This is a genomic window from Leptolyngbya sp. FACHB-711, assembly GCF_014695615.1.
In the GTDB taxonomy this organism is placed as follows: domain Bacteria; phylum Cyanobacteriota; class Cyanobacteriia; order Elainellales; family Elainellaceae; genus Leptolyngbya_A.
The window spans coordinates 1-8,023 of sequence record NZ_JACJOR010000569.1; the positions used below are offsets into that span (position 1 = coordinate 1).

Sequence of the window (8,023 nt, forward strand, 5' to 3'; positions counted from 1 at the left end):
GGAAATTATTTTCCAATTGCATTTCTTGAAAGTTCTTGGCTTCTCAGAAGCCGAGATTCAAAATGTAATTGAAAACTGTTATCCACTTAAAAACAAGCTTAATCAAATCTAACAATTCAAATGTAGAGGACAGACCGCGATGCTTTCATCTTCATTGTAAGTTCTCTGTTGCCGCTGATTTGAACTGTTATGTAGCAGATTCAGATGATAAACAGATTCTAGTAACCGTCTCCGCTTTATTCCTCCTGAAACTTCTGTGCATTGCCAACATTGCGATCGCATTACGCATCTCGCTGAGTTTCGGATGATGCCATCAAATCAACCAGAAATGGTGAAGCGAACAACGGATGAACTTGAGCGAGCGATGAGTAATTCATCAGGATTAATTTCAGCAACATTTCACCGCAGTTTAGACGGAACGCGTATGTTCAATTATGGGCAATGGGAGAGCAAAGAGGCATTTGAGGCAATTCTCAAGCAGCCTGGGTTCAATCCAGATAAGCCGTATTGGGAGGGTTTAGCCCGTAACGAGTTTCATCTCTACAATGTTGTTCATGTAGAAGCAAAAACAGCCTAACAACCCACTGATCATTCAAACTTGGGATCACAGAATGGTTGCGATTCAAAAGGACAACACTTTGCTGGCATCGATCGACTTATTCTCTACTTCCTTAGACAAGCAACAAGAACTTGCTGAACAGCTCTCAAATTATGTGCAATTTGTTGTTCAATCTCAGCTTGAATGTGCATCGGGTAGCGTGAATCGTAGCCTTGATGGAGAGCGAGTCATGTGCTATCTACAATGGAAAACAGAACAGGCATACATAGATTTTATAGAATCAGAGCAGGGATATTCAGGATTTAATTTATTGGATTCTCATGTGTATGAAGTTGTCGTTTCCCAGCCGGATGACGCAGATTTGACCATTAAAGCAGGACGATTATTGCACCTTGGAGAGTTCCGCCTATCACCTGAAAACCAGCCCCGTCTTGTAGCATTGGAAGCTGAGATTCCACCGATTTCGCTTCAACATTCCGATCTCTTATGTGTCAACTTTCATCGTTCACTAGATGGGACACGGACAATGAATTACGGGTTTTGGAGTACGCTAGAGCACTTCAATAGGTTATTGAGTGAAGAACGGTTTGCGCCAGTGCGGGATTACTGGCGAGGGTTGGCAGAGAACGAGTTTCATGTGTATGAAATTGCAAGTGTTTTTGAGGAGTGATAAATGAGGTATTGTTACATTTTCTATAGTTGAACTTCTGGAGTTAATATTATGCTCACTAGTTTTTAGTTTGCCTGCGAAGAATTATCAACCATAAATCATTTTTTATACTGTGAGAAGAACTGAGTACGATAAGGAATAGTTGTCCTACCTAGCTTGAGTTGCTGAAAAGCATTGATGCAACTGAAAAAAACATTGCGCCCAGTATCCCAGCCTCCCTTTAGAGTGCCGCTTCGCGCTGTTCTGATTATTCCCTTTGTTTTGCAGGTTTCGATCGCGGTTGGGTTAACGGCTGTCTTCTCATTACGTAATGGTCAGAATGCAGTCAATGATGTTGCCTCTCAGTTGCGAGATGAAGTAACAGCACGGATCTCTCAACATTTAGCAGATTACGTCGAAACGCCCCAACTCGTTACAAAAATCAATGCGAATGCCGTTCAATTTAACACGATAAATTTGCAGAACGCAGCCAGCGTAGAGCGACATCTCTGGCAACAAATGCGCGTGTTTAACTCTTTACAACCGATCGCCTTTGGCAGTGAGCAAGGAACTATTCATTCGGTCGATCGGACGCCTGGTGGCTCTCTGGTCATCCGGGCGATTGATTCATCTACCAATGGTCAGTACCACACCTATAGCATTGATCAACAAGGTAACCGCGATCGCTTACTTCAGGTCAACACGACCTTCGATCCACGCAACCGCCCCTGGTACGTCGAAGCCGTTCAAGCTGGACAACCGACCTGGACTGACGTTTATCCCTACTTCTCATCAATGGGGTTAGCAATTAGTGCCACCCGTCCCTTTTATGATCAAACGGGGCAACTGTTGGGCGCGACCAATGCTACCCTATCTCTCGCTGAATTGGGCAACTATTTAAGCAACCTAAAAATTGGGCACTCTGGACAAACATACATTATGGAGCGGTCAGGTAATCTGATCGCGAGTTCTACCTCTGAGCAACCGTTTCTCCTGCAGCAGTCGAACGGAGAGGAGAAACGGAAACAGATAGCGGCGATCGCCAGTCGAGATCTAGTCACCCGGCAAACTACCCAGCACATCGAACGCTATTTCGGTAGCTTTGACAATATTCGTCGTAGTCAGCAACTTACTTATACCGTTGATGAGCAACAATACCTGATTCAGGTGGCTCCGTTTAGCGATCGATATGGGTTAGATTGGCTGATTGTGGTGGTCGTTCCAGAAGCCGACTTTATGGAACCCATTGAGGCGAATACCCGTACCACAATTTTGCTGTGTTTTATAGCATTGGTTGTGTCAACCCTAATGGGTATCTTGACTTCCTATTGGATTGCCCAACCTATTGCCCGTGTGATTGTAGCGGCTCAACAAATTTCTCATGGCAAGTTAGATCAAACCATAGCCGCTAGAAATATTAAAGAATTGGATGAACTCACTCAAGCCTTTAACCACATGTCTGCTCAGTTGCAAGCCTCGTTTACTGCACTAGAAGACGCTAACGAGGAACTAGAGGCGCGGGTCGAACAGCGAACGGCAGAACTACAGGAGCGATCGCTGCAACTGAAACAAGCTTTTGACTTTGAAGCAACGCTCAAACGCATTACTGACCAAGTGCGCGACACCCTAGACGAGTCGCAAATTTTGCAAACTGTTGTGCGAGAAGTAACAGCAGTACTGACTGCCGAATGTTGCTCAACCGCAATTTATGACTTGGAGCAAAATGTTTTACTCATTAGTTACGAGTATGCAAAACCCGATTGGGCTGCTAGCCAGGGGAAGCAGATCGCGCTAGATGAGGGCCCCCTTGGCATCCACTCACACCTCATACAAGGGCGAACTCTCCAATTTTGTCAGTTATTCCCCCGGTTTAATCGACTCCGCGCCAGCATTTTCGCCTGCCCTGTGTTTGGCGAACAAGGCATCTTGGCAGACATCTGGTTGTTTCGCCAACCTGACCAAATTTATAGTGATCTTGAAATTCGTCTGGTGCAACAGGTGGCAAATCAATGTGCGATCGCTATTCGTCAGGCACGGCTGTACCAAGCAGCCCAAAACCAGGTTGAAGAATTACAGAAATTACATTGCCTCAAAGACGACTTCTTGAGTACCGTGTCTCACGAACTGCGAACTCCCGTCTCTAATATGAAATTAGCCATTCACATGCTGCGATTGGCACCCAACTTAGAGCGACAACAGCAGTACCTCAACATTTTAGAAACAGAGTGTAAGCGAGAAGTTGAACTCATTAACGATCTACTCGATTTACAACGACTGGAAGCCAGCGACCAGCCGATCGCTCTAGAACCCATTGATTTAAAGGAATGGCTACCTCCCATCATCCAATCGTTTCGATCGCGACTGCACGATCGACAGCAAACCTTCACGCTAGATCTGCCTGCAACGCTACACGCTCTCTATTCCAACCCCGATAGCCTGGCGCGGCTTTTAGCAGAACTGCTCAACAATGCCTGCAAGTACACTCCTTCCCAATGCGAAATTTGCTTCACCCTTAGTCAAGACCTCGACGCATCTCATCCTGATCAATCCCCTTTGCTGATAACACGATTTGAGGTTCGTAACCAGGCAGAAATTCCCCCAGCCGAAATTCCTCACATTTTTGAGAAATTTTACCGTGTCCCCAATGCAGATTTATGGAATCAGGGTGGCACTGGTTTAGGACTGACACTGACCAAGAAATTGGTTGAGCAACTGGAAGGCGAAATTACAGTCAACAGCGAAAAGGGCTGGACAACCTTTAAGATTATGCTCAGAAATACTTTGTTGTAATTATCTTATTTCTGGGTTGCAAAGCTAGTAAGTAGTGGAGAGCGATCGCTTCTTTTGTATATTTAAGGCGATCGCACCAGACAACTAAAGTTGAGATTGATTATTGCCAGGGCTGAGCATTAAATCCGTGTTAGAAAAGCCTCGCTCTCAACTCCCAATGCATTCGGATGACGCTCCTCACGGAAAAGGATGTAGCGTCTTATCTACTGCACGTATGATTGTTCGGTAAAACGAGTTACATTGAGCGGTTTAACTGCACCTTACGCCAGCGAGTATCACGGTTAGTGAGGAAGACGTTGTCGTTTTTTAAGAAATTAGAGAACCATATTGGAGCAATTTGGTACTTTGTTCACCACTACAACGCATCCTTACCGATTTAGCACTACCATTGCTGTTTAGCAGCGATCGCAATTCATAATTACGGTATGTACTCATCCTTCAATACAAAACCATGTAATCTGTTGTTGCTCGTGGGGCTAAAAGGATCTGGCAAAACATTCACTGGTGGAGTTTTGGAGAAATATCTAGATGTAAAGTTCCTACGGATTGAGCCTATATTTCTTGAAATTCTTCGACAAGAACCAGAGTTGGCAGGAATTCCATTGGAACAACGAGGATTCCAAATTGTGTTGGAGAAGTTAGATGAGTTAGCTCAATCCAACTCCACCCTTTGTATCGAATCAACAGGCACAGCCTATACCTTCCCAGAGTTATTAGCTGCACTGCGTCAAAGCTTCCGTCTGTTTATTGTTCATGTGAAGGCTCCGTTGGATACTTGCCTAGAGCGAGTTATGGCGAGGGATGCATCAGCCCACATTCCTGTTTCGGATCGCAGATTAAAAGAAATAAACGAACGTGCATTGCTGGTTAATCTTCCGTGGGATTTGGAAATTAATAATTCTGAGTTCCAGGATGAGACTGCTATTGTCGAGTCAGTGAAGAGGCTTTTACAACAGCAATCTGGACAACAGCAATCTGGAAAGTAGCTGCCACAGCCCAACACTTTATGGCAGCGGACGGTCGAAAACCGCTAGAGGAGTTGCTGAGATTGTCTGCCGCCGCTACATTTTGCCGTTATGTAGCAGATTCAGATGATAAACGAATTCTAGTAACCGTCTCCGCTTCATTCCTCCTCAAACTTCTGCTCATTGCCAACATTGCGATCGCATTCCTAGTTCTACAGGCAGTTTTAAGTGAAGCGTTGGTCTTTATTCTTGCCCATCCCATTGGTAGAACGGTTCCCACTGGTTTAAGTTCATATTAATGGCGATATGCATTGCCCAAAACGGTGAATACTAAGCCCGATCGCCTTTATCAGGAGAACAAAGATGGGCTTCATTTCATCGCTGATCACAACATTGGTTGCCATCCTGCTTTTCTTGAACAGCAGCCGAATTTCGCAAAAGCAGGGCCGCACTGCAATTCGGGTTGTGACGGGTCTGATTGCAGGAGTTGCCGCCTTTTCGACGATCGCCAAGAGCCTTGTAGTGGTTCCTGCGGGATCGGTGGGCGTGGTGCAGTTTTTTGGCAAAGTCGATCAGCGTCCGTTGAATCCGGGAGTTCATCTTCTGAATCCGTTTTCAGATGTCGAAAAGCTATCAACTCGTCTCAAAGATGTGAAAGAAACGATCGAATCGACATCCCAAGAAGGGTTGGCATTCACAGTGGATGTGAGTTTGCAATATCAGCTTGATCCGCAGAAGGCATCGGATGTGTTTGCTAAAATCGGCACGGATGAATCTGAAATTTTGATTTCTCAGTTTCGATCGATCGTGCGTGAAGTGACGGCAGGCTATCCCGCAGAAGCCATCTACTCGAATAAACGGCAAGAGGTTGCCAATCGTATTCGGGAGCGGTTGACCGAGCAACTGTCGCCGCTGGGATACACCGTGCAGGATGCATTTTTGCGAGAAATCAAATTACCTGAGACGCTGCAAGCTGCCATTCAGGAAAAACTCAAAGCAGAACAGCAAAGCCGACAGATGATCTTCACCCTGGAGCAGACCCGGCAAGAGGCAGAACGCAAAAAAGTGGAGGCACGCGGCATCGCTGAGGCGCAGGCAATTATTGCCCGCAGTTTGACCGGTGAAACCCTGCAACTAAAGGCGATCGAGGCAACGCAGCAGCTTGCAAGTTCAGACAATGCCAAAGTGTTGATTTTGAACGGTGGTCAGAGTGGCACGCCCCTAATGTTTCAGCTCGATTCGAGCACTTTACAAAACGCTAGACAATAAACGTTTTAGCCCCTCCAGTGCTACTTTTCTTTAGCGCGGTGTCCTCTCAATTTCTCAGTCGTTTGTCCTGTTTTTAATCCTCTTTTTGGATCGCCCGATCGGGGGAGATGGAATTGCCTAAACGGGCGAGGTGTTAGCGGATTCGTAGCGAATAACCTGGTACACGAACGAGGGTGAAAAACACCTGAAGCCAAGTTAATCAGGGTATTACTTCAGTTTTGATAATTCAGGTGAAGTTAACTTTTATGAATTGATTGAGCTAGCTTTAAGGATCAACACGCCGATCGCTTTGTTAACTCATTAAGGTCAATTCGACGTTTATTCGATCGAATTTTGAATTGGTGAACTTGTCTTTGTATTGAGTCAATAAGCTAGACAAATCCGAAATTCAAATCTTGCAATTCCAATTATCCTTTCCATCCATCAACAAAGGGGAGTTTTTATGACAGCTTCTAAAGCATTTAATCCGGCTCAGGCAAACGCTGCATCCGATCCGATTTTGCGTCGGGGCGATCGAGGAGCGGCAGTCATCGAGCTGCAAAAACTGCTGAACACGAAAGGAGCAACGCTGGCAGTAGACGGAGATTTTGGTTCGGCAACTGATGCGGCAGTTCGTAAGTTTCAGCGCGACAATCAGCTGGTAGCAGACGGAATTGTGGGTCCAAAAACCTGGGTAGCTTTGCGATCGGTTCCGGTGCAGCCGCTTCGCCTGGTGGATGTTGTAACCTACTACGACCCGGCAAAGCATCCGCATCAAAGAGAAGCCTTGTTCTGGCTGCAAACGCAGATTCCGCTGCAAACCCTAGCAGAATTTGCTCGTCGCTGGCGTAATGCTCCGCCCATTAGCGATCCGACCCTTCAGCAAGGCAGCAGTGGCGCGGCCGTCGTCGAACTGCAAAAGCTGCTGAATAAGTTTAATTCTGGTCTGACCGTAGATGGTACATTTGGTCCGGCAACTCGTGCGGCAGTTGTGGCATTTCAAGCAAAGAATGAGCTTGAGGCAGACGGCATTGTCGGTGCTAAAACCTGGATGGTGCTGCGGTTTATCCCGATCATGCTTGTTGATCTGAAAGCGAATTACAACCCGCAACAAAATCCTCATCAGCCTCAGGCATTGAACTGGCTGCAAACCCAGCTCTCCGCCGCAACGCTGAGTGAATTTACTCGCCAGTGGCGCAATCAAGCCTAGATTTAAACATGAATTGAATGGCTCGATCGATGCCTTAATAAGACAACTGAATGATAAGAACTGTCCTCTTGCTTATAAAGTGAGGGGACATTTTTTGGGCGTTGCTGAATCGGGATATGAAGGGTGCAAATTCAGCTTCTGTATCGCCCCCTAAATCCCCCAATGCTGAGGGACTTTGAATCCTGGTTCCCCCCAACTTTAGGTGGCTAGGGGGGCGTATCATACTCAAATTCAGCAACGCCTTTTTTTCTGGGTAATTCAGCTTGGAAGCGACGACCATTCCTGCCTGCATTTCTATTCAACCTGTTCAGGGCAGGCTTCAAATTCAGAACGTATCTAAGGTTCTGCTTCTGGTGCAAGTGGCTCGTCTGAAACGCGCATGGCTTCGATCGTGCTTTTGATGGTGGCGGCGATCGGCATTGCTAGCACCACGCCCACAAATCCGGCGACTCGTCCACCAATGAGCAGGGAAATAATAATCCAAATAGGATTGAGTCCGGTGAAATCACCTCGTAGCCGGGGCGCGACAATGTTGTCGATAATTTGCTGATAAATGACGCTGGCGGCGAGCACCTGAACCGCAGGCACAAAGCCCTGAAGTC

8 protein-coding genes and 1 pseudogene are annotated in these 8,023 nt (G+C 46.4%); 8 read left to right on the forward strand and 1 reads right to left on the reverse strand.

Going from position 1 to position 8,023, the window contains the following annotated elements:
- The first annotated feature begins 256 nt into the window (after positions 1 to 256).
- The 8 genes and pseudogenes from H6F80_RS28185 to H6F80_RS28220 all read left to right on the forward strand — a co-directional run bounded on the left by H6F80_RS28185 (position 257) and on the right by H6F80_RS28220 (position 7,421).
- Positions 257 to 577: an antibiotic biosynthesis monooxygenase family protein gene (locus H6F80_RS28185; protein WP_347277939.1), complete on the forward strand. Its 321-nt coding sequence runs from the start codon at positions 257 to 259 to the stop codon at positions 575 to 577.
- A 34-nt stretch (positions 578 to 611) separates the two neighbouring features.
- Positions 612 to 1,229 (forward strand): antibiotic biosynthesis monooxygenase, encoded by a 618-nt coding sequence (locus H6F80_RS28190; protein ID WP_190794835.1) that lies wholly within the window; start codon positions 612 to 614, stop codon positions 1,227 to 1,229.
- 177 nt (positions 1,230 to 1,406) lie between these two features.
- Positions 1,407 to 3,998, forward strand: a complete 2,592-nt coding sequence (locus tag H6F80_RS28195; protein ID WP_190794836.1) for an ATP-binding protein — start codon at positions 1,407 to 1,409, stop codon at positions 3,996 to 3,998.
- Positions 3,999 to 4,222: 224 nt separating this feature from the next.
- Positions 4,223 to 4,378: pseudogene (locus tag H6F80_RS28200) on the forward strand (IS1 family transposase); the annotation flags it as partial.
- A gap of 45 nt (positions 4,379 to 4,423) precedes the next feature.
- Positions 4,424 to 4,984: a P-loop nucleotide/nucleoside kinase family protein gene (locus tag H6F80_RS28205; RefSeq protein ID WP_190794837.1), complete on the forward strand. Its 561-nt coding sequence runs from the start codon at positions 4,424 to 4,426 to the stop codon at positions 4,982 to 4,984.
- Positions 4,985 to 5,004: 20 nt separating this feature from the next.
- Positions 5,005 to 5,262 (forward strand): hypothetical protein, encoded by a 258-nt coding sequence (locus tag H6F80_RS28210; protein ID WP_190794838.1) that lies wholly within the window; start codon positions 5,005 to 5,007, stop codon positions 5,260 to 5,262.
- Positions 5,263 to 5,326: 64 nt separating this feature from the next.
- Positions 5,327 to 6,232, forward strand: a complete 906-nt coding sequence (locus H6F80_RS28215; protein ID WP_190794839.1) for a prohibitin family protein — start codon at positions 5,327 to 5,329, stop codon at positions 6,230 to 6,232.
- 442 nt (positions 6,233 to 6,674) lie between these two features.
- Positions 6,675 to 7,421 carry a peptidoglycan-binding domain-containing protein gene (locus tag H6F80_RS28220; RefSeq protein WP_190794840.1) on the forward strand — a complete coding sequence of 249 codons (747 nt, stop codon included), beginning with the start codon at positions 6,675 to 6,677 and terminating at the stop codon, positions 7,419 to 7,421.
- Between the two features lie 336 nt (positions 7,422 to 7,757).
- Here the strand turns inward: H6F80_RS28220 and H6F80_RS28225 are convergent.
- Positions 7,758 to 8,023 (reverse strand): AI-2E family transporter (locus tag H6F80_RS28225; RefSeq protein ID WP_190794841.1); only part of this gene is annotated, 266 nt, incomplete at its 5' end.

Excerpts from the sequence above, each read along its gene's own strand:
- H6F80_RS28220 (WP_190794840.1), top strand. The coding sequence starts at position 6,675 with ATGACAGCTTCTAAAGCATTTAATCCGGCTCAGGCAAACGCTGCATCC.
- H6F80_RS28210 (WP_190794838.1), top strand. The coding sequence starts at position 5,005 with ATGGCAGCGGACGGTCGAAAACCGCTAGAGGAGTTGCTGAGATTGTCT.
- H6F80_RS28195 (WP_190794836.1), top strand. The coding sequence starts at position 1,407 with ATGCAACTGAAAAAAACATTGCGCCCAGTATCCCAGCCTCCCTTTAGA.
- H6F80_RS28205 (WP_190794837.1), top strand. The coding sequence starts at position 4,424 with ATGTACTCATCCTTCAATACAAAACCATGTAATCTGTTGTTGCTCGTG.
- H6F80_RS28190 (WP_190794835.1), top strand. The coding sequence starts at position 612 with ATGGTTGCGATTCAAAAGGACAACACTTTGCTGGCATCGATCGACTTA.
- H6F80_RS28215 (WP_190794839.1), top strand. The coding sequence starts at position 5,327 with ATGGGCTTCATTTCATCGCTGATCACAACATTGGTTGCCATCCTGCTT.